Annotated in this window: 20 protein-coding genes; 4 read left to right on the top strand and 16 right to left on the bottom strand. The window is 54.8% G+C overall.

Going from position 1 to position 23,549, the window contains the following annotated elements; all coding sequences use genetic code 11:
* Positions 1–359: 359 nt before the first annotated feature.
* Both RB_RS28325 and RB_RS09620 read right to left on the bottom strand, forming a co-directional pair.
* Positions 360–491 carry a hypothetical protein gene (locus RB_RS28325; RefSeq protein ID WP_261340189.1) on the bottom strand — a complete coding sequence of 44 codons (132 nt, stop codon included), beginning with the start codon at positions 489–491 and terminating at the stop codon, positions 360–362.
* A gap of 113 nt (positions 492–604) precedes the next feature.
* Positions 605–742, bottom strand: coding sequence for a hypothetical protein (locus RB_RS09620; protein WP_164921792.1), 138 nt, complete (start codon positions 740–742; stop codon positions 605–607).
* A 14-nt stretch (positions 743–756) separates the two neighbouring features.
* Between RB_RS09620 and RB_RS09615 the strand changes: the two genes are divergently transcribed.
* Positions 757–2,232, top strand: coding sequence for a sulfatase-like hydrolase/transferase (locus RB_RS09615; RefSeq protein ID WP_011120117.1), 1,476 nt, complete (start codon positions 757–759; stop codon positions 2,230–2,232).
* 729 nt (positions 2,233–2,961) lie between these two features.
* On the opposite strand, the gene RB_RS09610 is transcribed toward RB_RS09615, so the two are convergent.
* The 6 genes from RB_RS09610 to RB_RS09585 form a co-directional block, all read right to left on the bottom strand.
* Complete coding sequence (locus RB_RS09610; RefSeq protein ID WP_011120113.1) at positions 2,962–4,278, bottom strand: IS4 family transposase; 1,317 nt, start codon at positions 4,276–4,278, stop codon at positions 2,962–2,964.
* A 494-nt stretch (positions 4,279–4,772) separates the two neighbouring features.
* Complete coding sequence (locus RB_RS09605) at positions 4,773–5,060, bottom strand: hypothetical protein (RefSeq protein ID WP_165447211.1); 288 nt, start codon at positions 5,058–5,060, stop codon at positions 4,773–4,775.
* Between the two features lie 382 nt (positions 5,061–5,442).
* The gene (locus RB_RS09600) at positions 5,443–6,900 is read right to left on the bottom strand and encodes a DUF1501 domain-containing protein (RefSeq protein WP_164921791.1); all 1,458 of its coding nucleotides are present in this window, start codon (positions 6,898–6,900) and stop codon (positions 5,443–5,445) included.
* Between the two features lie 12 nt (positions 6,901–6,912).
* Positions 6,913–10,374 (bottom strand): PSD1 and planctomycete cytochrome C domain-containing protein, encoded by a 3,462-nt coding sequence (locus RB_RS09595; RefSeq protein WP_011120107.1) that lies wholly within the window; start codon positions 10,372–10,374, stop codon positions 6,913–6,915.
* 428 nt (positions 10,375–10,802) lie between these two features.
* Positions 10,803–11,096 carry a hypothetical protein gene (locus tag RB_RS09590; protein WP_231846361.1) on the bottom strand — a complete coding sequence of 98 codons (294 nt, stop codon included), beginning with the start codon at positions 11,094–11,096 and terminating at the stop codon, positions 10,803–10,805.
* A gap of 35 nt (positions 11,097–11,131) precedes the next feature.
* Positions 11,132–12,694 carry an alpha/beta hydrolase gene (locus RB_RS09585; RefSeq protein WP_231846360.1) on the bottom strand — a complete coding sequence of 521 codons (1,563 nt, stop codon included), beginning with the start codon at positions 12,692–12,694 and terminating at the stop codon, positions 11,132–11,134.
* 331 nt (positions 12,695–13,025) lie between these two features.
* Here RB_RS09585 and RB_RS09580 point away from each other — a divergent pair, with 331 nt between their 5' ends.
* Together RB_RS09580 and RB_RS27740 are read left to right on the top strand one after the other, a co-directional pair.
* On the top strand, positions 13,026–13,829 hold the full coding sequence (locus RB_RS09580; RefSeq protein ID WP_164921790.1) for a DUF1349 domain-containing protein: 804 nt from the start codon (positions 13,026–13,028) through the stop codon (positions 13,827–13,829).
* A gap of 1,074 nt (positions 13,830–14,903) precedes the next feature.
* Entirely contained in the window at positions 14,904–15,056 is a 153-nt protein-coding gene (locus RB_RS27740) for a hypothetical protein (protein ID WP_165447210.1), read from the top strand.
* On the opposite strand, the gene RB_RS09575 is transcribed toward RB_RS27740, so the two are convergent.
* The 8 genes from RB_RS09575 to RB_RS09540 form a co-directional block, all read right to left on the bottom strand.
* On the bottom strand, positions 15,048–15,686 hold the full coding sequence (locus tag RB_RS09575; protein ID WP_011120097.1) for a hypothetical protein: 639 nt from the start codon (positions 15,684–15,686) through the stop codon (positions 15,048–15,050). The two genes, RB_RS27740 and RB_RS09575, sit on opposite strands and share 9 nt — an antisense overlap.
* Before the next feature lie 260 nt (positions 15,687–15,946).
* Positions 15,947–16,450 carry an ankyrin repeat domain-containing protein gene (locus RB_RS09570; protein ID WP_011120095.1) on the bottom strand — a complete coding sequence of 168 codons (504 nt, stop codon included), beginning with the start codon at positions 16,448–16,450 and terminating at the stop codon, positions 15,947–15,949.
* 72 nt (positions 16,451–16,522) lie between these two features.
* Positions 16,523–17,935: a sulfatase family protein gene (locus RB_RS09565; protein WP_011120094.1), complete on the bottom strand. Its 1,413-nt coding sequence runs from the start codon at positions 17,933–17,935 to the stop codon at positions 16,523–16,525.
* 41 nt (positions 17,936–17,976) lie between these two features.
* A complete protein-coding gene (locus RB_RS09560; RefSeq protein WP_193427770.1) occupies positions 17,977–19,506 on the bottom strand; it encodes an arylsulfatase in 1,530 nt (509 codons plus the stop codon).
* A 414-nt stretch (positions 19,507–19,920) separates the two neighbouring features.
* Positions 19,921–20,337, bottom strand: coding sequence for a HesB/IscA family protein (locus tag RB_RS09555; RefSeq protein ID WP_231846359.1), 417 nt, complete (start codon positions 20,335–20,337; stop codon positions 19,921–19,923).
* Positions 20,338–20,446: 109 nt separating this feature from the next.
* Positions 20,447–20,623 (bottom strand): hypothetical protein, encoded by a 177-nt coding sequence (locus RB_RS28055; RefSeq protein WP_231846358.1) that lies wholly within the window; start codon positions 20,621–20,623, stop codon positions 20,447–20,449.
* A 274-nt stretch (positions 20,624–20,897) separates the two neighbouring features.
* Positions 20,898–21,260: a hypothetical protein gene (locus RB_RS09545; RefSeq protein WP_164921787.1), complete on the bottom strand. Its 363-nt coding sequence runs from the start codon at positions 21,258–21,260 to the stop codon at positions 20,898–20,900.
* A 148-nt stretch (positions 21,261–21,408) separates the two neighbouring features.
* Positions 21,409–22,710, bottom strand: coding sequence for an IS256-like element ISRba9 family transposase (locus tag RB_RS09540; RefSeq protein ID WP_011120088.1), 1,302 nt, complete (start codon positions 22,708–22,710; stop codon positions 21,409–21,411).
* 238 nt (positions 22,711–22,948) lie between these two features.
* Here RB_RS09540 and RB_RS09535 point away from each other — a divergent pair, with 238 nt between their 5' ends.
* Positions 22,949–23,362 (top strand): hypothetical protein, encoded by a 414-nt coding sequence (locus tag RB_RS09535; RefSeq protein WP_007330374.1) that lies wholly within the window; start codon positions 22,949–22,951, stop codon positions 23,360–23,362.
* Positions 23,363–23,549: the final 187 nt, after the last annotated feature.

Genomic DNA, 23,549 nt, shown 5'->3' with positions numbered 1-23,549 from the left:
CTCACGTGTCGTGAGTGGTTGTTTATGCAGGTCGGCTGGAATGATCGGGCACAACCATGTGAGCCGTTTGGGCGTTAGCCTCGGTTGCGCGTGAAAACCTTGGCCAACGCCAACGGCTCACATACCCGATGACACCTGCGTATTTGCTCAACTGCAGAGGAAAGTTTTCGGAGAAGTGCTTTCGTGTCGGTCGTCTGTTTGGTGATAGGCAACTGTTTGAGTTTTGGACGGGGTTGAAGATGAAACGGGCAGTCGCCGTTCGACCTCCCCTCGCTTCGCTCGACCCTCCTGCCTGGAGGGTGAAGGTAGAGAGGGCGAATCAGGCGAAGAATGGGCGACGGGGATCATTGTTGAGTCCTTCATTCGTTTTCTTCCCCGTCCGCTTTGATGTATTTGGTTGGCAGCTTGCGGGATTGTCGCAAAGCCCCATCCGTCGTCGAGGCGGTGATCGATGCAGAGCTGCGAGCGTTCACGTTCAGCCGTGCTGTCATTCCGTTTTGCCGTGACTGATTGCGTCGTCACTGCGCTCGCCGGGAATGCTTGATCGTTTGGCAACACGTTGGTTGTACGCCCGTCGCTGAGATTATCTATGATGGTTTTCGAATCAACCGCCCGGACGTTTGGAAACGATCAAGAGCTCGAACAACGACGCGTCCTGGCGGCTGTGTGATCGATATCGGTCCAGCGAGTCGCCTTCCTCGTGACCGGGATCGATCCCCAGGCGGATCACCGTGACTTTCAACCGAGAATGCTTTCATGAAATCAATTGCAATCGCCCTCAGTGTCTCTTTTTTCCTCGCGTCGGCCCTGTTCAACCATTCAACGTGGGCAGCCGAACGCCCCAATTTTGTGATCGTACTCTGCGATGATCTGGGATACGGCGACCTGGAATGTTTCGGCCATCCCCACATCAAAACTCCCAACCTGAATCAGTTGGCGGCCACCGGCATCCGGCTGACAAATTGCTATTCGGCGGCCCCCGTTTGTTCGCCTTCGCGGGTTGGGCTATTGACCGGACGCAGCCCCAATCGAGCTGGCGTTTATGACTGGATCCCCGAAGCCCGGAACCCACGACCAGACGCTCGCGACCAAGTTCACATGCGTGACCATGAAATCACCATCGCGCAATTGCTCAACGACGCGGGATACGCCACTTGCATGGCGGGCAAGTGGCACTGCAACTCTCGCTTCAACGACCCCGCTCAACCGCAGCCCGATGACTTTGGTTTCGATCACTACCTGGCAACCCAAAACAACGCGGCGCCCTCTCATCAATTCCCAAAAAACTTTGTTCGCAACGGCAAACCGATCGGGAAGGTTGATGAGTTCAGTTGTCAGTTCGTGGTGACCGAAGCCTTGCAGTGGTTGGACCGTCGTTCTGAAAAAGACCAACCCTTCTTTCTCTACCTGCCATTTCATGAACCTCACGAACCCGTCGCCTCGCCGGAAGCACTCGTCGCGCAGTACCGGAACGTTGCGGTGGACGAAGACGAGGCCCAGTACTTCGCCAATGTTGCCAATGTCGATGCGGCGGTGGGTCGGTTGGTGAAGGGGCTCGAAGAACTTGGCAAACGGGATGACACGCTGATCGTTTTCACGTCTGACAATGGCCCCGAAACGCTCGATCGATACCGCAGTGCTAATCGCTCCTACGGTTCACCGGGGCCGCTGCGTGGCATGAAATTGCATACAACCGAAGCCGGATTTCGTGTGCCAGGAATCGTCAACTGGCCCGGGGAAATCGAACCCGGCCAAACGCTTGATACGGTCGTTTCGTCGCTCGATCTCCTTCCCACCTTTTGCCGCTTAGCAGGTGCCTCCATTCCCTCCGACTTGAAACTCGATGGCACCGATGTCTTGCCACTGCTCGCTGACCCAGCCGCACAACGCCCCAAGCCGCTCTTTTGGATCTATTACAACGCCATCAACGAACAGCGAGTCGCCATGCGGGACGGCAAGTTGAAAGTGCTTGCGAAACTCAACCATGGCCAATTTCCCAAGCTGCAAAACATTTCGGATCAGAACGCTGACCAAGCCCGTCAGGCAAACCTGACGGACATTCAGATCTTCGATGTCACTCAGGACATCAACGAATCCACCGACGTTTCGGCACAGGATCCTGAACGAACCAAGGCCTTGGAACGCAAGCTGAACGCTTACTACAAAGAGCTCACCGCACATTCCCACGTGTGGCCAACGCCACCAAAGAAGGCAACAGACGCATCCCGTTAGGGCCGTCCCCTTTTTAGATTGGAGGGTGAACTGCCGGAGCGGCGTCACGTTGTTCCTTGATCCGGCCTACTCGGCTCCCCTCGCTTTGCGCGATCCTGCTGCCTGAAGAATGAAGATGGAGAGGGGGAGATTTGGTGGAATGTGCGGCGTGCTTTGGTTGTTGCCCACTGTTCCCATTCTGGTCTCTCGCACCAACAGGACCGCGCAAAGAATAGTGTCTATCAGTGCCGATTAGTGTCCCTGTTGAAGAGAACACTGATCTTCGCTCATTGCACACTAATCATTCCGACGTGGACGAGAGAAAGTTGGGGTCGGCATGGTTGAGTTCTCACTAGGTTTCTTGATCGACTTCTTTTCAATTTCGTTGACCGGAATGCGAAATGCTCGGAGAAGTGCTTTCGTGTGTTTCGTGGTAGTCAACAGGTTGAGTTTTGGTTCGGATCGACACTGAACCGGGTAGTCACCGTTCGACCTCCCCTCGCTCGACCCTTCTGCCTAGAGGGTGAAGATGGAGAGAGGGAGCTTTAGGAAAAGGGGACGGGGGCAATAGTGTTCGGCCCGGCGTTTGCCGGGCTGGAATATTGGCGGATGGTTGGCGAGTTGAGTGTGGGTTCATTGCGAAGGATGCGAAGCGATCCGGCTTGCCCAGGGCCGTTGCGTTTTTGTGTTTGGGACCGCGCAGCATTCATGCCGAGACCAGTCAGGCAAAATGACCTCCCGCAACGCCGATTAGCAAATTTCTTTACGCTCCTCTTTGACACGCTTTGCCTCTTCTGCAGCTGCTTGCTTTTCGATGTGAGCAATCAGCTCCTCTTCAGTGGCTAAGCCTTGGAAGTAGAAGCTGATCATTTCAAACGTTCGTTTCGTGGGGCGAGATCCAGTCCACAGGTTGATCAGCAAGCAGGCAATCACCGAACAGTAGACTTGAATCTGGATTCCATTGGCGTTGTGGCTGATCAAGTGATCGCCGCCCATCAGTTGCTTGTAGAACCGAAAGAAGATTTCAATTGTCCATCGGTAGGCGTAGATCAGGGCAATGATTTCAGCAGGTACATTCAGTAGATTGGTGGCAATGCGAAGGATCCCATCGCTGTTGGGGGCCTTGGAACCTCTCGCCTTTCCGCCAGTGCGGTTTTGATGAGGCGTGCAGCGGATTTGGATCAACCGGATCGGATGATCAGGGGAATTTGAGCTGCTGCTCGATCCTCCAAGCTTTACTATCGTATCGCTGAGTACCCCCGCAGCACGGTCACCTTCGGTTAACTCAAGTTCTTGAGTCGTCTCGTAAACCGTGTTGTCACGTAGTCGGCAAACATAGCTACTCGATGACGCGACGATTGAATTGAAGAGCGAGAACTTGGCATAGCCACGGTCCATCACGTACAGGCGATCTTCTTCGAGCACTCGTTTGAGAACGGCCCGTTCATCGTGTTGCCCACCGCCATCAGGTGTCACGTCGACTCGCGCAGGCAGCAGGTTATTGACCTCAAAGTGTGTGTGTAGTCGCCATCGCACCAGCGCTGAGCCCGTTGTTTGCTTCAGAATGGATGCGGCAATCAGCGACGGCAACGCGTTGACAAGTGAGCCATCCACGGCGGTGATCGTTTGCTGAATGCTGCTCAGTCGCGGGTCCGGGGCAGCATCGTTGACTTCAGCAGACAAGGCCTCAATGACTGGCTTGAGATGGTCTGCAGAGAACAGCCCACCGGCTTCGGATAGCGATCCCAGCGAAGCTTTCTCGTTGCTCAGTTTGTTACGTACTTTCGTCAACTCACTGGCCTGCGAGATTGCTCGCAAACTTGAGACAGTGGGGTTCAGGACATACAGCAACACGAGCATGCAATACTGATCGTAGTGCAGCGTACGGTTACCAGCGGTATCACGCTGGCACTCATGTTCGTGAAGATGCTCGAGCAGGGGCTTGAGCATGGCGAAGTATTTGAGGCCTTCGATTTTGATCTTTGGCTTGACGAGAGATTCCTGTGTTCGCTCGCCCTGGTCATCAGGAAGCTTTCGTCTTTTGAGTCGCTTGGTTTTGGTTGGCATGGCAAACCAACGATTGCCCGCTCAACGCAGGAGTAAAGCAAGATCGACGCATGAGCCAAACCGGTTTCACGCCTCTCGACTCTGGCGGATGCAAACCAGTGAATGTTTCACATCATCGCAACTGCCCGCCAGTCTCCTTGAAGCACGAACGAGACACTCTCGCCCAGCGAGCGAAGACAGGCCAAATTATCGATACTAGCAATTCAGCGTCGGCCGGCAAACGTCGGGCCGAACACTATTGCCCCCGTCCCCTTTTCGGAGGTCGAGCATGGAATGAGAGTAGAACATTTGTCCCCAAATGTTTGCGTGGCTGGCCGCTGTCGTCGAGCGGCATGACGCGAACGGTTTGACAGGGACTCAGTTGCAAAGAGGATTCGCGGTGGAGGTTTGCTCGACGGAACAGTTGAGGACAACGGTTCTACTCTGACTTTGCTCATCCAGCTTTCGAAGAAACGAAGTCGCGGGTATCTCGCCGTTCCTGTCGAATGGTTCCGTTATTCACGCTTTGTCGCATCGATCCCTTCACGTCGTTTCATGAAAAAGCTCACCGATGAAACGAGTCCAAACAGTCCGCCGACGAATGCGAACAACGGACCAGTGAATATAGCGATGATCGCTACGCTGCCGGCAGACGCATCATTCGGGTTCTGTGCTTGGCTGTACACACCAAGTCCAACTGCAAATGCAGCGCCCAGTAGAAAGCCAACCACAACCGAGAACATCGTGGCGACAATCATCCCCGCGATGTCGTACATGGTGGGGCGAGTGGATTTTGGCTTCATTGATTGCACGTATAACTTGCCAGAGGTTGATGGTTTGACAGATCTCGCATCCTTTGGGAACTAAACGAGTATTGGCAATGAGTGTCCTCGCTGTCGGCGAAATCAAAGCCAAAGAAAGAATGACGGGGGCATTGTTGAGACCATCGATCTTTTGTTTGCAATCCCCTTTTCATGGTCGCCGGTAAGGGCTGGTGCGCGAGAGAAATTGTAGGCCGGACCGAGCGAAGCGCTGTTCCCGCAGGTTGCAGGGCGGATTGCCGGAGCGGCGTCTCTTTGTTCCTTGATCCGGCCTATTGGGTGCGATCCGGCAAGTCGTTTGGCCTCCGCCACGATTCCCACGCACGACATGGACGAACGCCCAAACGGAGCAGATGAATGCCCGTTAGCTGATGATGTCGTGGACGACGTGACCGTGGACGTCGGTCAGGCGGAAGTCTCGTCCCGCATATCGATACGTGAGCCGCGTGTGGTCAAAGCCGAGCAAGTGCAAGATTGTGGCATGTAAATCGTGGACGTGCACGGGATTCTCGGCAACGCTCAGTCCCACTTCGTCGGTGGTTCCGTACGTCGTGCCCGCTTTCACGCCGCCGCCCGCCATCCAGACCGTAAACCCGTTGTCGTGGTGGTCGCGTCCCGGGTTCGCTGAGACTGGCAATTGAACCGTTGGCGTACGACCCATCTCGCCGCCCCAGATCACCAGCGTTTCGTCCAACAAACCTCGCTGATCCAAATCGTGCAGGAGCGCTGCGATCGGACCATCGCATTCACGGGCCAGTCGTGGATGATTGCGTTCGATCGATGCGTGTGAATCCCAGGGCTGGCCGGCACCGTGATAGACCTGGACATAGCGAACACCGCGTTCGCTCAACCGCCGAGCGATCAGCATTTGACGTCCTTGAAGCGAGTCGCCGTACATCTCCTGCGTCTCTTTGGTTTCGCTGGAAATATCAAACGCGTCGCGTGCTTCCCCCTGCATCCGGAACGCAAGCTCGAGCGACTCGATGCGGCCTGACAACTGGGCATCGTCACTGCGATCGGCCAGGTGCATTCGATTCAGATTTTGAATCAAATCCATCTGCCGTTTTTGTTGGGAGGGCACCAAGTAATCGTTGTCGATATTGGCGACCAATTCCTCCGGGTTGGTGTACTGAGTGTCAACGTGCGTGCCTTGAAAGATGCCTGGTAAAAACGCGTTCCGCCAGTTCGCGGTCGCAGCGGTTGGCAAACCCGACGGGCACATGACCACATAACCGGGCAAGCTCTGATTTTCGGTGCCCATTCCATACAAGGTCCACGCACCGACGCTGGGACGCGGCCGGACGATGTCGCCACAGTTCATCATCATCAAACCGGGCTCGTGATTGGGGACATCGGTGACCATCGAACGAATCACACACAGCTTGTCGGCATGCTTGGACAGTTCGGGAAACAGTTCGCTGATTTCAATTCCCGACTTGCCGTGCTTTTGAAACTTGAACGGTGACTGATGTGCGACGCCGCCCAAACGCCGGTTGTTTTTCAGTTTGTCGTCGAGCGTCTTGCCATGCATCTTGGCCAGCATCGGCTTGGGGTCGAACGTATCGATCTGGCTGGGGCCGCCGTTGGCGAACAAGTGAATCACCCGTTTGGCTTTGCCCGGAAAGTGCGTCGGCCGGACCGCCAGACTGCTGGCGTTTCCTTCGGGAGACGCTGGTTCCGCGGCGAACAGTCCTCCGGAAGAACCGATGCCGTCACCCAGCATGCCGCCATCTCGCAGCACACCGGCCAACGCCAACATCCCCATGCCCATCCCGCTGCGACGGAGCATCGTGCGGCGGTCGGTGAAATTGTTTTCAAACATCACAGATGACACTCAATCGAGATAAAGGAATTCGTTGGTCAACATCAGAGCCTGGGCCAATTGGTCGACACGTCCGAGCGGCTGCGGTGCGGGTGGCGCGAAGTCTTTTTGCGACTGCCAACGATCACCGTTGAGCTCACCGTCAATGCCCGCAATCGTGATCGTCCAGGTGTGAGAATCCGAGTTGGAATTGGCTCCCGGACTGGCAACAAAATCGATCACGTCGCCTGCCTTCACTGACAAACGAGCGACCGACGGATTGATCGTTCCCCGAGCGACTTTGTCCGTCGTGCGGAAGTCACCGCTTCGGATTGACACCGTGATGCCATCGCCATTGGGTCGGGCGTGCGTCAGTTTGCTGGCGATTCGCACCGCTCCATCGGCCGGAGCCACCCAGCGACGAATGATACTATGAGCCGGATTGACGCCGCAGTGAGCCGCGGTGGCCGACAGACGCAGGAACTTTAACTTCGGGTCAGGGAATGCTTCCGATGCTTGGTAGGCCTTGCCGGACCAATACGGAAGTGGCATGAAGTCGTCCGCTGGGTCACCAGCCCGCTTGGGTTTGCTGGCGATGTTCCCCCAACCATACCGCCAAACTCCGCCAAGTGCCTGCCCGTCAGTTTCCGCTGCTGCGACCAGGAACCGTTTTGTCATCGTGATTTCATCCGCTGACGGATCACGCGAAAACACTCGTCGGTAGAGAGCCGTGATCGTTGCCGCGTCGGTCGTGTTGTCATCGACTTCGTCGGCAATACGATCGGCCAGTTCTCGTGACTGCTCGGCAACAAACGGGTGATTCATGAAGAACAACGCTTGCTGCGGGATGGTGGTTTCCGCCCGTGAGGCTGCGGATGCGGTCGGCGATGCGAAGTCGAATGTCCGCAAGATCGGATCGAGTTCGAGGCGGTCAACGTAAGCGTACAAACTGCGGCGAGTCGTGTACGGCGTTTCGCTCAACTTGACCGAGCGTCCACCGACGGTGAGATCGATGGTGCCGGCGACCGAAACGATCGAATCCCGCATCGCTTCGAAATCGAGGCGTCTTCGATTCTGCCGCCACAACCAACGGTTCTCAGGATCAATCGCAAAGGCATCTTCACGCAGGTCGGAAGATTGCTGGTAGGTGTGACTGGTCGTGATCGTGCGGTGCAACCACTTCATCGACCAACCTTGTTCGATGAATTCGCTGGCCAGCCAGTCCAACAATTCCGGGTGCGATGGAGGTGAACTTCGCAATCCGAAATCGTCCAACGAATCCACCAAGCCGCGTCCAAAGTAACGAGCCCAAACTCGGTTGACCAACACGCGAGCGGTCAACGGGTTTTCCGCCGACGTGATCGCTTCGGCAAGTTCGCGTCGTCCGCTGCCATCGGTGAATGGACCATCGCTGACATTCGACAATAACGACAAAAACTGTCGCGGTACGCGATCACCCCGACGGTTCGCTTCGCCACGCAGCAGCACGAACGGATTGACAGGTTTCTTCGCGTCGACCAACACCATCGCCCTTGGTGGCGCGGCCGGGTGAGTCGATTCAACTGCGGCGATTGCCTTTTCGCGATCGCCCAGTTCCTTGCGTCCTTTGCCAAGCAAGCGTGATGCTCGCGCGACCGCTTCCACGTCGAGATCAAACCAACCGCCCTCAGCCATCAAGAGCTGACGGATCGCTTCCTGATCGGGATCTGCCAACTTGATCGCTCGGTGATCGTTCTTGGCGTCAGCCGATTTCGACGTCGCTTTCCAAGCCTGCAACACGTCGTCCATCACACCTGCGTAGGCGGCAATCAATTCACGCTGGGTCTTTGGGTTCGACGCAATCAAACCATCGCGGATGAGCGGATTCAGATCCTCGTTCTCCGCCCAGGATTTCATCCATCGTGGCAATTGAGTGTCGAACTGTTTCTTGTTCGCGCTCAACGCTTGGTTCCAGGGACCAAGAACAGAATGCGAAATATCGGAACGATTCTTCAGGTCAGCCGCCAAACGCGTGTTCAGCGGCGTCATCGCGGTCTCTTTGATCTTCAACTGCCCGATCACACCACGGATTTCTTTTCCACGAGCGATCGACAACAGATAGAAGCCGTCCAGGTACTTTGGCAGCTGCTTTTTCAGGTCGGCGATCGCCTGCTTTCGCAAGTCGGCTTTGTACTCAGACAGTTCGTTCTGCTTGGCGGTCAGTTGAGCCTGGAAATCCGCTTTCATTTCATCGGAGAAAGACACTTCCGTCTCAATCCGAGGCAGCGTCTCGGGAAGATCGCAACTGGCGAACACGCCATACAACGAGTAGTAGTCTTCCGTTGGGATCGGATCGTACTTGTGATCGTGACAGCGTGCACAACTGACCGTGATCCCCATCAAACCACGTCCGACCACATCAATCTTGTCCGCGATCTGTTCCAGGCGGTTGTTTCGAAAGCGTGGGCCGACGGTCAAGAAACCAAGAGCAGCCAGCGATGGTGAATCGGCGTCCTCGGCGTAGAAGTCCGCTGCAATCTGTTCGCGAACAAATTGATCATAAGGTTTGTCCGTGTTCAGCGATTCGATCACGTAGTCGCGATATGTGTAGGCGTACGGGTAACGAAGTTCCGCCTGGGCCTGCCAGTCGCGAGTGTCACCGTACCGGGCCAGGTCCAGCCAGTAGCGTGCCCATCGTTCTCCGTGATGCTGGTCGGACAGCAAAGTCTCGATCCATTCCGCCACCACCTCGTCCGTGTCGCGTTCATCGTTGACAAATGCTTGCACCTGAGAGTAGGTGGGAGGTAATCCAATCAGGTCGAAGTGCAGCCTGCGAACGATCACCTCTCGAGACGCGACTTTTCCCGGCGTCAAACCGTTGCGTTCAAGCGACGAAGCGACGAAAGCGTCGATCGGATGGGCTGGTTGATTTTGATGCTTCGCCTTTTGATCCGCCGGTTTGGAGGTTGTTGGAACCTCTGGCTTTTGCAGCGGTTGGAATGCCCAGTGTGATTTGGCGACCTGGCCAATCGCCTGTTGGTCACCCAGTGCCGGCGCCATTCCTTCGGAATTCGAGTCCTCTGAATCTTCTGCGTTGGCTGGCCACGGCAACCCCATGTTGATCCAACGCCGCAGGGTCACGATTTGATCTTCTTCTAGCGGCCCGTCCGGCGGCATCATTTCCATCCCGCGACGACCAAGCACCGCATCAATGATCAGGCTCTCGTTGACGTTCTTGGCAACAGCCGCTGGACCACTGATTCCGCCCTGCAGAATCGTCCCCAGCGAATCCAGCCGCAGATCGGATTCCTGCAGTGCATCGCCGTGACACTCGTGGCAGTGTTCAATCAGCAGCGGTCGAACCTTTTCTTCAAAGAACGACTCCTGCGGGTTCAAACCATCAGCATTCGCACCAGCGCAAATCAAGGCCATGACCAGCGAACCAGCCACGTACCGGACGGTTCGGTGCATCCAGACCGAGAGCACTCTTTGAGAAGACATCAATGCAGCGGCCATTGAAAACCCATTCTTTCATCATGAAACAGCCCCGCAGGTAGGGCGCACTCGCAGGTGCGTGAAGGGGCCAAGCAGACGCTGATTGTAACTGACTCAGCGCCGTCATGGTCGAGCGTCCAAGGTAGTTTCTCCTCCGCCTCATCTTCTCCCCTCCGCAACCGTTAGCCGCATGGCGTTAGCCACGGTTTCCGCAAACAATTGCGACAACATCGAAACCCGACGCGTCAGCGAGGAACCGTATCCGATCCCCACGTTGGCCCTGTCCGGGGCGATTTGTCAAGCGTTTTTCCGTCGTCTTCCCTCCTTCGGTTCTTCTTCGCCCACGCGATCTACACATGCAATCCATAAGTGTCAGCCGATTGGCGTTCGCCACGGTTACCACGCACATCTAGCACCAACCCCAAAACGGCTCGCATGGTTGTGCCCGATCAGTCCTTTTGATTTGCATCCGACCGAATGATCAAGGCATCGGAACCGGACGACAGATCGTCTGAATCACGATCAACGATGTACGTGAATGGACCATGGCTTGGGATTTCTTTGCCCAATTCGTTTTGCAGCTCAACAACCGTCCTGACAGTGACGGCCGGATTTCCATCGACGACGATGTGAACTTTGGATACGTCTGGATAAGCAAGCAGATCATCGACCACCGCCGTCCGCGAAATCCGTTCGCCGTCGCGGTAGAGTTCCCCCGAGGCAGCGATGCGTAGTCGAACCATTGGTTCGGTGGGCTCCGAATCAAACTGCGACGGAATCAACTCGGGTCAAAGTCTGGAATGGGTGAGCTGGCTTGTGGGCTTTCAGTCGGTGTGGCGAAGTGATCGCAGAGCCTGTCCAAATCGGTCTGCGACCAGCCTTCCGGTTGAGTCACCGCGACCCAAGCGTCGATGTAGCTCGATGGTGAATAGTTGTGCCCGTATCCAAGCGGAACGCTGGTCGCCATCGGCAAATCAAAAGCGATTTGCAAGAAAGTCACGATGGGGTACCAGCGCAACCCAGGCGAAACATCTGGTCCTCGGGGCTCGGATAGCCATTCAGGTTGGTGCCAGGCCAGCGAGGGTGAAAACCAAACCATGGGATCGCTTGCATGTTGGATGTACACGTTTCGGATCGGCCCCCAAGGTTTGCCCGGTTTCAGCATGTTTTGTTGCGACGTGAACCGAACCATTGACTGATCTCGAAAGGTAGGCATCCAGACGGGTGTTCCGGCATTGCGCGAGCTCACGATGGATGCCCATTGCCGACTGGGAAAGGGTGGCCCACTCCAAACGGCACCCTGGATGGGATCTTGAAAGGTCTCCATCAAGTCCGCTGCATCTTCGCAGCCAAAAGCGCCCAAGCTCAGACCAAACAAATACAGCTGAGGCCGTTCTTCTTTTGGCAGCGTGGTCCAGTACGCGTAGACCTGATCGAACAGCGCGGTGGCGGATCGTTTGGACCGAGATGGGTCGACCAAAATGGTGATCCAACTGGGCAAGTAGGAGTACTGCATGCTGACAATGGCGGTGTCGCCATGATGCAGATACTCGATCGTGTCCACCGCGCTCTCATCAAGCCAGCCGGTACCAGTGGGAGTCGCGATGATCAGTATCTTGCGATCAAAGGCGCCTTCGCGTTTCAGTTCATCCAAAGCGAGCGTTGCTCTGGCGTGGTCATCTCCGTCGGTTCGCATTCCGACATAAACACGGATGGGACGCTTGGAAGGTTTGCCAGTCAGTCGTTCGATCTCTTCCGGCTTCGGGCCGCCTCCGATGAAGTCTTTTCCTCGACGGCCAATTGCTTCCCAATCGACCAGCGACTGCTCGCTACCGCAGGCGAGGTCCAATGTCGGTTGCTCGATGCCGTCGTCAATTAACAAATCGGCCTGCAAAAATAATCGATCCGCAGCCTGAAGTAACCCTCGCGCGATCACGCCATTGCCGATCATCAAGCCCAGTACCAACACGCACAGAGTGCTGAATGAGATGGCGATTCGACGTGGCAAATACCGTTGCAGCAGATTGGAAAGGTAGGCGCCGAGGCGAATCATCCAACGAGCAATCGAAACCAGTATGAATGCAACGAGGAGGGCAATCGCAAGGAAACGAAAGGGAGCGGTTGATTCCAGTGGCGGCATTTCCATCAACATGCGAATGGAGTTTTGCCATTCCGTGGCGTACCAAATCGAGATTGCGACGACGATCGCCACAAGCGTCACGCAGATCTGTCTCGAACGACGTGCGAGCACAGGTCCGGGGTTCGGCAATTCTAGGAACGACCAGCCCCACGTCGCGAGCACACCAACCACGTAACCGATGGCGAGTGAAAACCCTGACAAGATCCCTTGGACAATGTAGGGGCGAGGTAACAGGGACGGCGTGATCGACCCACAAAAAAACAGGGTCGCAAAAACCAAACCGGTAAACGAAAACGAGTCCAAGTATGACCGCGACAACGATCGGACCTTGATAGCGACGCGATGAATCACTCATTGACTCCGGCAAAGATGTAAACGGTCATGCGATAGGACCATCGTAGTGATTGCTTCGTTTCAAAGAAGTAATGAATAGGCGAGTGGTCCAAGGAATGAGTGCAAAATTTGATCCGGTCAACTCGATCCGCTACCCTACGCCGTGAATGGGTGTTTCAATCTTCCTGGAGGGAAACTAATGTTGATTCAAAGTAATCGTTATCGTTCGTCATCGTATTCAGGGATGTGCATCGCATTCGTGCTGTCGATCACCACCATCTGCATTGCAGATGTGAAAGCCCAATCATTAAGCAAGTTCGAAGCCGACGCTGGTGGCGAATCCAGAATTTCGGTCTTCGATTCGTTTGACGGCAAGGCCGTCGTGAAATGGGATGTCGTGCGTCCGGATGCGACCCACGCATCGTTGGTTGATAATCCGGGAAAGCTGACCATAAAGACTCAGCGTGGCAGTATTCACCGTAAGGAAAAGACCAGCACCTACGGGGATGGGATTCAGGCGAAGAATATTTATCTCATTGACAACCCCGCCGCGAAAGAGGCTGGTTTTGTGGTTGCAACTCGCGTGAGCGGATTCACACCCAAGGAGAGGTTCCAGCAGGCTGGGTTGATTTTCTACAACGACGATGACAACTATTTCAAATGGGGTTACGAGTTTGATTGGAAATCAAACGGTGGGCAAAAGTTCTGTGTGCTTACGGAAAATGATGCTGTCTCTCGTTTCGAGTATCTGAATTCCCCCACTGGACTGAATGACTATTGGCTTCGTGTCATCAAGCGAGGGGACGTGTACGAGTGTTCGTACAGCATCGATGGGAAGTATTTTGACGTGCTCTGCGAACGAAAGTGGTCCAGCGGTGCTCCGGCAAAAATTGGACTGATCGCGAAAAATGGGGGCAGCAGCGTCGCGGCTGAATTGGACGCGCAGTTCGAATTCTTTTCGTTTCAATCACCGCTGCCGCGCCACCTCGACGCACTTCGATAACGAGATAGGCGATTTTGTAATGGCCGGTTTGCCAGCTGGATGGGCCGGCAAGCGAGCTGCCGTAGCTGCGTCCCGTTGGTCCTTGATACGGCCTACTTGGTTGGAAATCTTTGTAGGCCGGACCGGAACGAAGTGGAGTTCCGGCAGGATGGCGAGAGTGTTGTGGGATACGGGGTGATGCCGTAGCTGCGTCCCGTTGGTCCTTGATACGGCCTACTTCGTTGGACAGCTTTGTAGGCCGGAACGGAACGAAGTGGAGTTCCGGAGGGATGGCGAGATTGATGTGGGGTTCAGGGTGATGCCGTAGCTGCGTCCCTTTGGTCCTTGATACGGCCTACTTAGTTGGAAAGCTTTGTAGGCCGGACCGGAACGAAGTGGAGTTCCGGCAGGATCGTGAGGTGTTGCGGGATCCAGCGTGCTGCCGTAGCTGCGTCGCGTTGGTCCTTGATACGGCCTACTTGGTTGGGAAGCTCTGTAGGCCGGACCGGAACGAAGTGGAGTTCCGGAAGGATGGTGAGAGTGTTGCGGGGTTTAGGGTGCTGCCGTAGCTGCGTCCCTTTGGTCCTTGATACGGCCTACTTGGTTGCGATGGATCGCTGGGGGCCGAATCTCTCTATGGTTGGTGGTTTCGAAACGCTAGAGTGACGCTGTCAGTTCGCGAAAATTGTGGGAGGCGAAGGTCATGAAGTATTTCAGCGCAGCGTTTTTTGTCAGCTTGATGAGTCTTCCGTGTTCTGCGGAATCGGATTGGTTGATGAAACTGGATTTGGATTCGCCAATCGAGAGCAAGAACTATGTCACTCAGCAGCCGGCAGACTCAAACCCGAACGCTTTGCGTTCATTGGATCTGGTGAACCCAAGACCGATGAGGTCCAAAGACGCAAAAGAGAATTCTATCTTGCCAGGTTTTGAGTTCGAACTCCGAGAAAAGGTCAAGCAACTTTTGTTGCGTCCGGAGTCGAAACCCGCTCGAAAACGTCCCGCTAAGCGACCCAACCGTGCAACGCGGAATGAAGAATGGCTTTGATTTCTGAAGGCAACGATTGGTTCGTTTTCTGAATGCATTCTCGTGACATGCCGTCTCAAATTGCTCAACGTCGACGCATCGTTGGATCGAAGGCTTCGCTGACTGGATTCACCGTCGAAGAGTTCCTGCGTTCAGTGTTTCGAAAGCATTCACCTCTGCCATCGCGAGGAGCGAACGTTCTTGGGGAATCGCTATTTTGAGGGGATTCGATACATGGAGAAGCCCTTCCCACTTTTGCTCTTCGCCATGATGGTTTTGCCATCGGGACCCAAAGTCATTTCGTCTGAACTGCCGTCACCGAAGTTCTTTAAGAAGGCGGTGACGTAGCTGTTCTCGCCGGATCGCTTCCACGCCGCGATTCGCTCTCCTTTGAGTACAACCCATCCATCGTTGGTGAAGTGACAGACGTTCCCAGATTGGTATTTCCAAGATCCAACTAAAGGGTCAGGTTGCGTCATCTCATCAAGACGCTTTTTGAGATCCGCAACCTCTGCCCGGAGTTTCCGAATGGTCTCGCGGGCCGCGGCCGATTCGTTGTCCGCCTTTGGCGGGGCATCAGCCTGTAGAAACCGCGAAATTCTCTCGGTCTCTTTGAGGTCTTCTTGTTTTGCCGCCTGTTCGAGTGCGACTTTGAGTTCATCCCGCAGTTTCGTGTTCGCGGTATCCACATGTTGTTGCATGCTTTGTTCCAGGAATAACAAACGCTCGTTGAACGTTTTCACCGCGAGCTTGGCCGCCTTCGACTGAAAGTCATTCAATTGGACGTTTGTTTCCTCGCACGTGGCGACACTGGCAAACAGAAGAACCGTTGCGATGGCGATCAACTTCATTTTGTCAATCCTAAGAGGGTGAATGGGGTGTGGTTGGCACTGCTGCGTCATGCCATTCGACTGCGGCATTGCGAAGCAGGTTGGCAAAACACTCGGGCAAGACCATGCGAACCGTTTGGAGGTTTCCCCGGTTTTGCGTGAGACTGATAGGGTTTGCCAAAACAGCTGGAATGCCGAAACACTCGTGCCAAACGGCCCGATTGATTGGACACTGCGTTCTTATGATAGCAGCTGGATTGGTGCGTTCGTTCAATGATTGGTCATTCAATGGATACTATCCGAGTCAACAAGGTTGGACCGAAAAGATCCAAGAGACCATCGATCACGTCCGTTTGCTTCTCATTCACCGCGTTCCGCAGAGTGACTGGATCTGTCAGTGAGAGGTCGGCACCGAAGTCCGCCAGCATTCGCATCGCGGGAGCGTTGCATTCAGCGATTGCTCTGGTGAAACAGGTGTCGCCGAGATCGTCGCGTGCGTCAGGATCCGCGCCAAGTTTTAGCAATGTTTTGACGGTCGAGTTTTTGTGCAGCGAGATCGCTAGCATGAGTGGTGTATCAGATTCGGTACCAAGCCTGGAATCAGGGTTCACACCGCGAGAGACGAGCCAGCCGAGGATGCCAGGGTTGTTCAACACCGCGGCAGCGACAATCCAGGCATCGTTGGACGTCAACAATTCGGGATGTTTGCCAAGTAGCTGACGAAGACGCTTTCGGTTGTTGCGAATCACGCAGCCGTAGGCTTTTCGGTCACGCTGAACGCCCATCGCATTTTGGTCGCTAGTGGAGTGTTTGATTTTGGTGGAAGAACGATGGATGCGATCGGAAGACAGATTCGGTCACGGCACGCGTTGAAGATCCGACATCACGGTCGCTTTCCAACGAGTCAATTCCTTTTTCATCTTCGTTGTCACCTCAGGCAATTGCTGAGCGACGTCGGTGGCCTCGGCGGGGTCACGTGGAATGTCATAAAGTCGATCGCCACTCTCGGTGGAGACAAGCTTGTAGCGGTGCTGCATCCAAACGGATTCTTTTCCATCGCGATTGAGGAAGCCCAGCGGTTTCTGCCGCTCGTTTGTTTGCCTCGTGACCAGTGGGATCAGGCTGGTTCCGTCGTAGGTTCGGTCGGTCGGCAGGTCGACACCGATCGCATCCAGGATGGTCGGGAAGTAGTCGGTGGTGAAACATGGTGCATCGAGGGTGCGTGGTGAGTCGACTTTGTTTGGCCACACCATCAAACCAGGGACGCGGATTCCGCCTTCGTCGATCGACAACTTGTACCCTTTTAGATTCTTGGCTGATCCCACGTGTCGCGGCGAGCCCTGTCGGGCGGGACCGTTGTCAGAGCAAAAACAAAGCATCGTGTTGTCAGCGACACCCAGCGATTTCAGCTCCGCTCGCAATCGTCCAACCTGCTCGTCCATGGCCGTTAAACAGGCGTAGTAATGCTGGGCCGGTTCAGGTTGCTCGCGATACATTTCGCGATACTTTGGGCCGCCGATGACGGGCGAGTGGGGCGTGTGGAACCAAACGGCGGCAAAGAAGGGGCGATCGTTTTGCACCGCATCGCGGATGAACGGGATGGCTCGATCCATGATGACTCGTGAGTCATCGCCGTCCATGTTGTCTGTTTCCTTTTGCCCCGGACCGGTGAAGTATTCATTGCCATAAGGCTGGCCTTGTTTGGGAGCTTGTTGGTTTTGCTTCTTCGAGATAGGACCTGGATGGACCAGCGGGTTCCACGTAGGGACCTTGGATTCGGTCACAAAGCACACGTCGACGTCACGTTCCCAAGGCGGGCAATAATATCGCTCGGGTTGCTTGGCAAATGTCCCCCAGCGGTTTTGATCGCCAACCGTTTTGGAAAGCGTGCCTAAATGCCACTTACCGAAATGACCGGTCGTGTATCCATGTTGCTTCAAGACGGTTGTGATTGGAATTTCGGTTGGTTCCAGCATGCCTTTCATTGCGAACGTCACGCCGAAGCGGTACGGATTTCGGCCGGTGTAGCAACTCGCCCGCGTCGGGGAGCACATTGCCGCAGCGGCGTAGAAACGCGTGAACGTCACGCCCTCCGCAGCCATTTGATCCAGGTGCGGTGTTCGCAAATGTGGGTGCCCGTTGTACCCGGTGTCTCCCCACCCTTGGTCGTCCGCCATGCAGAGGATGATGTTGGGCGAATCGGATGCGATGGTGTTGCACGCCACCAAGAGACACAGTGCGAAGATGAAAAAGCTAGTCGATCGTTTCATGGCGTCGTTCCCAATTGCCGCTTGATGTTGACGTCCGATTTCTATTGCAGGTCCGGACGTGGGGAATCGATCTCCAGCATCAAGATCTGCTTCAGTTCAGCGACCTTCTCTGGGTAGCCGGATGCCAGATTGGTGCGTTCTTCGTTGTCGGTGGTGAGATCATAGAGCTGGAAAATGCCCTTCTTCCGATTCGCTTCGACCAACTTCAGTCCTTCGCCGGTAATCAAGGCTCGACTGCCCATTGCGGTGAAGTTGTTGTTGATGACCACGTGATCGTGACGTTCGGTTTGTGGTTGTCCAAGCAGAGTGGGTAGATACGAAATGCCATCTTTGCCTTTGGGTTTTTGTTCCCCCACCAGGTCCGCCAGCGTGGCGAGAAAGTCGTAGTGAGCGGTCAGCAAGTTGTTCTCCGACCCGGGTTCAATCTTGCCTGGCCAACGCACGATCATTGGGCACTGCATGCCGCCTTGGTAACCACTGCGTTTCAAACCCGCTCGTCCGCCCGCACCGTCAAAGATGTCCCCACACTCGGACGATCGCCACTTTTTGTCGGTGAGGTTGGCTGGTTCGCCGCTGGGTAGCGTTTGTGTTTTATAGCTTGGTTTGGGGCCGTAATAGAGTTCATGCCCATTGTCGGATGTGAATAGAACGATGGTGTTGTCGTCGATGCCAAGAGTGACCAATTCTTTCATGATCAATCCAACATGGTCGTCGAGCATCTTGACCATCGAAGCGTACTTTTTCTCCGCCAGGCTCATGGTCGGATGATCTGCGAAGTCCGGGTGCAATTCTGGAATCGCGACCGGGCCATGTGGCAGTTGAGTCGGGTGATAGAGAAAGAAGGGTTGGTCGTGGTTGGAACGCAGGTATTTCAAAATGCCTGCGATAAAAACGTTCTGCGAGTAGGTCTCGCCGCCATAACCGACCGGTTCATCGCCTTTCTCGCTGGTCTTGCCACAATCTGCCATCGTGTTGCCTGGCAAATCAAATCGTTCGCCGTTTCGCCAAAGGTAAGGCGGGTAGAAACCATGGCACCGTTGATGATCGTAGTAACCTTCGTGGAAGTCCCATCCGAAACGTTGGACACGCTCGTTCCAAGTCAAAAAGCCGCGATCCAGTTTCCCGAATTGAGCGGTTTTGTATCCAGCCTGCTGAGCCACTTGCGCGAGGAACACTTCGCCGTCGGCGATCGGATTGGAGTTGGCTTTGTGTTTCTCCATTCGCTTTTGATATTCCTCTTCCGTGATCTGACCCGCATCACGCCAGATCGGCAATCCAGCTCGGTTCTGAGCCCAACCGCCGTTACGTCCGTCGTGCATTCCGGTTAGCAAAGTCCAGCGGGCGGGAGCACAGTAGACGCCACCGTAATAGTTGTTGAACTTCATGCCTTCGCGCGCCAAGCGATCGATGTTCGGCGTCGTGACGACATCCTGGCCATAGCACCCGAGCATGCCGGGTCCGAGGTCATCAGCAAAGATCAGAATGACGTTGGGGCGTTCGGCCGCCGAGGAGCTCGTTTGAACACTGAGTGTGATGAGAAGTACAAAGAGGAATTGAGCGATTGATTTCATTTCGTTGTTTCGCGTTGGGGGCGATTCAATGGGTGCGTGAACGTGGTTGAGTTCTGTGCTTTGCGACACGGCGGGCATAAGTGGTCGAGGATTGCAAATTTCCCGTAACGTCACGCTGGGCGACGTCACGTGGCAGGTGTCGCATGATGATAGTCGTGATTCGGTTTGCAATCACGGGCGACGGTCACACCGGCGGGATGAGAACCCTCGGTCGGGCGGGTGCGTGAGAATCAATGGGTTCAGTGGCCAAAATGCTTCGGCCGTGGATGTTGATCGGAAACAGCCAAAGATCAATTCAACCTTCGCGTTTGAAAATCAGAACGATTGCCACCAGCAAAGCAACCGGAATGCCGAGAGTCACAAGCATGATGAGCGCGATCACTGCCAGTTCGATGGGGCCAGGAAAGCTCATTGTCAGTCTTTCGATGCTGGTTCGGTGGTGGATTTGAATGCATTTGGGTTGTCGAACTTGAAACCATCAGGTTCGTTCAGGCGTGTCAGCCAATCGATGGTAGAACCTTCCACGTAGACAAGGTCCCGCGGAGACACAGCGAGTGTGAAGCCCTGGCAGTCTTGGACAATGTCATCATCCGAAATGGGAGGTGACTCGAGGTTCAACGCATATTCAAATCCATTCTCGCCGTGGTCTTTGATCGACAAGCGGATGTGGTCGCCAGGTGAGTCGCGAAGGAACTCTTTAAATTTGCTCTCAGCCGCGGGCGTGATTGTCACAATTGTTTGAGACTGTCTCTTCGGATCATTCGATTGACTGGGACACCCGGCGAGACAAGCCAAGGCGACTAGGATCAGCAATAGACGGGCGGCGAACATTTGGAATCTCGGCAGTGAGCGTGAAACGGTTTGTCGCTGCTCATCGATTCGCAAACGACTTTTATGGTGAATGTTGCGGTGGAAAACTTTCTCGATTGAATGCTGAAATTCAATCCATGTCAGAGACTGTTGAATGTCGATCGCCGAAGAATAGTTGACCAACGATTCGGCCGACTGCCATTGCGGATCCCACGACAACCATTGAAATCGCAATCCCCGACTCGGGGAAGTACAGCAGAAAAGGAACGATTCCAAGCAGTGAGATGATGTAGTAGGCGATGTCCACTCGTGCGTTCCAGACTGCTGACCGACCCGTCCCTTGTTGGATCTTTGGACCAACGTGCGCCATTGTGAAAAATATGGCCGTGATTTCGAAGGCTCCCGGAATGATTTGGTGAGTCGGGTAGTGCTCATGCCAAAGCACCATTGCAATGAGACCGAAAATGGACACTAGCGAACCGACATGAAACAGCATTTGTCGCATTGCGTGATTGTTCCAGCAGAGGAATTGGTCTCGATGGGATTGATCTGCGATTGACGACCGGGTCGTTCGATCCTTTTTAGGTAACGGATTGAGAGCTCGTTTCAGGATCGCAATCGAGTGGGTTACCGCATGCGGGGCAGACGGCAATCATTGATGTCAGCGTTTCGCCACAGTGATAGCAGAACGGAGGTTTGTTCGGGTCGGTAGATCGGTTCGTTGATCGCCATTGAGAGAGCAGCTGTTCCACTTCGGCTTCCGTGCAGTCGGCGGCGAGGACTTCATGCAAGATGTCGAAGACGGGGCCTTCGACCATATGGCCGATCGGTTTCGGTGAGTTCAGGCGAGCGTTGATCCCCGCTCGTTGAAGACAAGCTGCTGCTGATTCGGCCTCTTGGTAGTTTCTCGTTCGATAAACGACAGTCGGTGAGGGAAGAGACATTCGCCAGAGTCCGATTGGGGATGTCCGATTCGTTGTTGAAACTCTTGATGGTCTCTCTAGTGAAAACGTAGGTGGTTGAGTTTGAGCTTGCAACAGGCTCGCTCCTCCTGACTTCGCCGTAGGCGAAGTCAGGAGGAGCGAAAACGGTCTATTCGGGATTGGCTGATGGTCGTGCGAGGGCCGCGATCAGTGTGGGCAAGAACGAGTGGCCTGAGATCCGGCGGAAGCCTTTCTCGGCCTCCAGCAACGCATACGAAAGCCAGCGAGTTGCTTGATCGGTCTCAGCACGAAATCGCGTCACGCGGCCAAGCTTGCGACGTGTGTTCAAGAACGAGTTCTCGATCGCGTTGGTGCTCAGCAGCGATCGATGAAGCGTGCTGGGGACGTTCAAACGATGCAACGCCAACAGGTCGTCACCGGCTTCGTGCAGACTCCGATATGCTTCGGCATTGATCGGTTCCAGGAACGCTCTCAAATCGCCGAAGACTTCCTCGGCAGCTTCGATCCCCTGGACGCTGCGAAGACGCGTGAACAGACGCGACATTTCACCCCAATGACGCTTGGAGAGTTTTCCTTTGATGTTTCGTTCCTTGTGGACCAGGCAACGTTGAATGACCGCATCAGCAAAAAACTCAACCACCGCACCGCGAAGCGCATCACTGCCATCGAGAACCACGAACAATCGATGCTCACAAGTGAACCCGCGCCGCACGATTCGGCTCATCAGTTCACGCGAAACCTCAAGGCTTTCGCTGCTACCCAACGCGAAATCCAAGACATGTTTGCGGCCTTCGCTGTCGATTCCAAGTGCCACCACGGCCGTCTGATCCTTGCTCAAACGAACGCCGTCAAGCATCAACGCGCACCACATGACTGAGCGGAGATTCTTGTCTCGCAACTGCTCCACGAATTTGCTTCCGGCTTCCTGCCATAGACGCGAAACATTGGACTTTTTAACGCCGGGTGAATTTGGTTTGATCTCTTCAACCCCACGAGCACTCACGCCCGAGACGATCGCTTGGACGATCTGTTCCTGCAACTGCTGGGGATCTTTGGTGACACGGTAGGTGGCTAGCTCGACTTCACGACTAGAACCGTCACCCGACTTCTGACGCACTCGAGGCCGGACGACGTCTTCGCGCTCACCCTCGTAAAGCACACGGCCTGAACTCGAGCCGGCGCGGTAGTGTTCGCTTGGTGATGGATCGTGCTTGGGCCCGCAAAGCTGCGTCACCTCGGCGGCCATGACCTCACAGATCATCTCGCGCACATGCCCTCGCAGAAAGTCGCGGAAGACTTGACCGGTTTCAGAGGCCGAAACTTGCCCGAGCGATTCCAAAAGATTAGCTTCAATCATGATGGTCTCCCCGTCGGTTGCAGCCGACGAAAATTGAAAAGTTGCGAAGGGCAGATTCTGCCCCTCGGGAGACCATCTTTCAACTTTCAACAATTATTGGGACGCTTCCGTCCGATTCGGTGGTGGGCACGCAGATTGGCGGACATGCCAATGGGAGTTTTGGAAGGATTCCACGGTCTCGACAGATCGCAGATATAAGTTTCAGAGACTGAGGCACAATTTTAGGACCAAATGGGCGCGCTTGCTTGTTCAAATTTACCGCGAGTGGTAACGGCACGCGACGTGCGATTGTTGTGCGGTGACACACTACCCGCTTCACAGGAGCACTCAGATGTCCAAACAAGATGTAATGATCAATGACGAAACCATGCACCACGACCATCGTCAGTGGGAAAGCGATGTCTCGATGTGGCGCGACGACATTGAGATTTGGCAACAAAATCACCAAAATGCGTTGAAGGAACTGAACCGAATCGCTGAGCGTTTGACTGAGCACATGACTTCGCTCGAAGCTCACGTCGATCAGCTTGATTCCCACGAAGCCAATACGCTCCAGCATGAGCACGGCGTCGCAGCTGATTTCCGGCATCAAACCGATCCAACGTCGCATTCGATGTCTGAACACGTGAAGGAAGCGACCCGCCATCAACACTTGCGGGACGCTCACGAACGCATGAAAAAGCATCATCATACGGTGATGGCACACATCGCGATGTTGAAGGCGACCTTGGATTCATCGCTGTAAAACGTGGTGAACCACCACGCAGCGTTCCCGCTTTGATCGGGAATATTGTTGCGATGCGTTGATCGCTCTTTCATTGGGGGATCCGATTTGCGTCGGACGGTTGCAGAAGAACCGTCCGATTTTCCTTTGTGCCGCGGTTCACTTGTACCGTGGTTTCCTGTCAGGCTGTTGATTTAGTCGCATACCG

Origin of the sequence: Rhodopirellula baltica SH 1, from assembly GCF_000196115.1 — a bacterium.
Lineage (GTDB): Bacteria > Planctomycetota > Planctomycetia > Pirellulales > Pirellulaceae > Rhodopirellula > Rhodopirellula baltica.
Note: the sequence above shows the minus strand (reverse complement) of the source record. Positions and strands in the feature narration are given on the sequence as shown.